The sequence below is a fragment of the Bradyrhizobium sp. Arg816 genome, assembly GCF_029989365.1.
Classification (GTDB): domain Bacteria; phylum Pseudomonadota; class Alphaproteobacteria; order Rhizobiales; family Xanthobacteraceae; genus Bradyrhizobium.
This window is the reverse complement of record NZ_JAPRAQ010000257.1, coordinates 1-433: the sequence shown is the minus strand read 5'-3', so window position 1 is coordinate 433 and position 433 is coordinate 1. Positions and strand designations below refer to the sequence as shown.

At 60.3% G+C, this 433-nt stretch carries 1 protein-coding gene; it reads right to left on the bottom strand.

Annotated features, from left to right (window positions below; genetic code table 11):
- Positions 1–51: 51 nt before the first annotated feature.
- Positions 52–433, bottom strand: a 382-nt coding sequence (locus tag OWC48_RS46785) for an RNA polymerase sigma factor (RefSeq protein ID WP_282526036.1), incomplete at its 5' end; no start/stop codon positions are given.

The window sequence follows — 433 nt, the reverse complement described above, 5'->3', positions numbered from 1 at the left end:
GTTTCACCGTCCGTCGCCACCGGTAGCGCTCAATATCTGTTCTCCTCACCTTCATGATGATCGATCGCGGCGAGAAGCGAAATCGATAAGCTGCGCTTTTCCGAAGCGCTCTGTCACCTGTTCACTCGCATGTTTCAGCTCGATTTGGATCATCCGGAGCGAAAGGCCGAAGCGCGCGGCGATATCGCGATGCGGAATATTGTCGAGCCACGCAGCGATGAAAATGGCGCGCCGCCGTGACGGCATCTCCGCCAGCACGCTCTCGTGCAACCGCATGTCGGAATGTGCCTCCGCGATTTCCGCGGGGCCGGGCTGATCGTCGATCGCCTCCATGACCGCCTCGACATCGACATGCGTCAGCCGCCGCTTTTCGCCGCGCGTGCGCATCCGTGCGAAATTCATCGCGATCTGATAGAGATACCCGCGCGGGCTA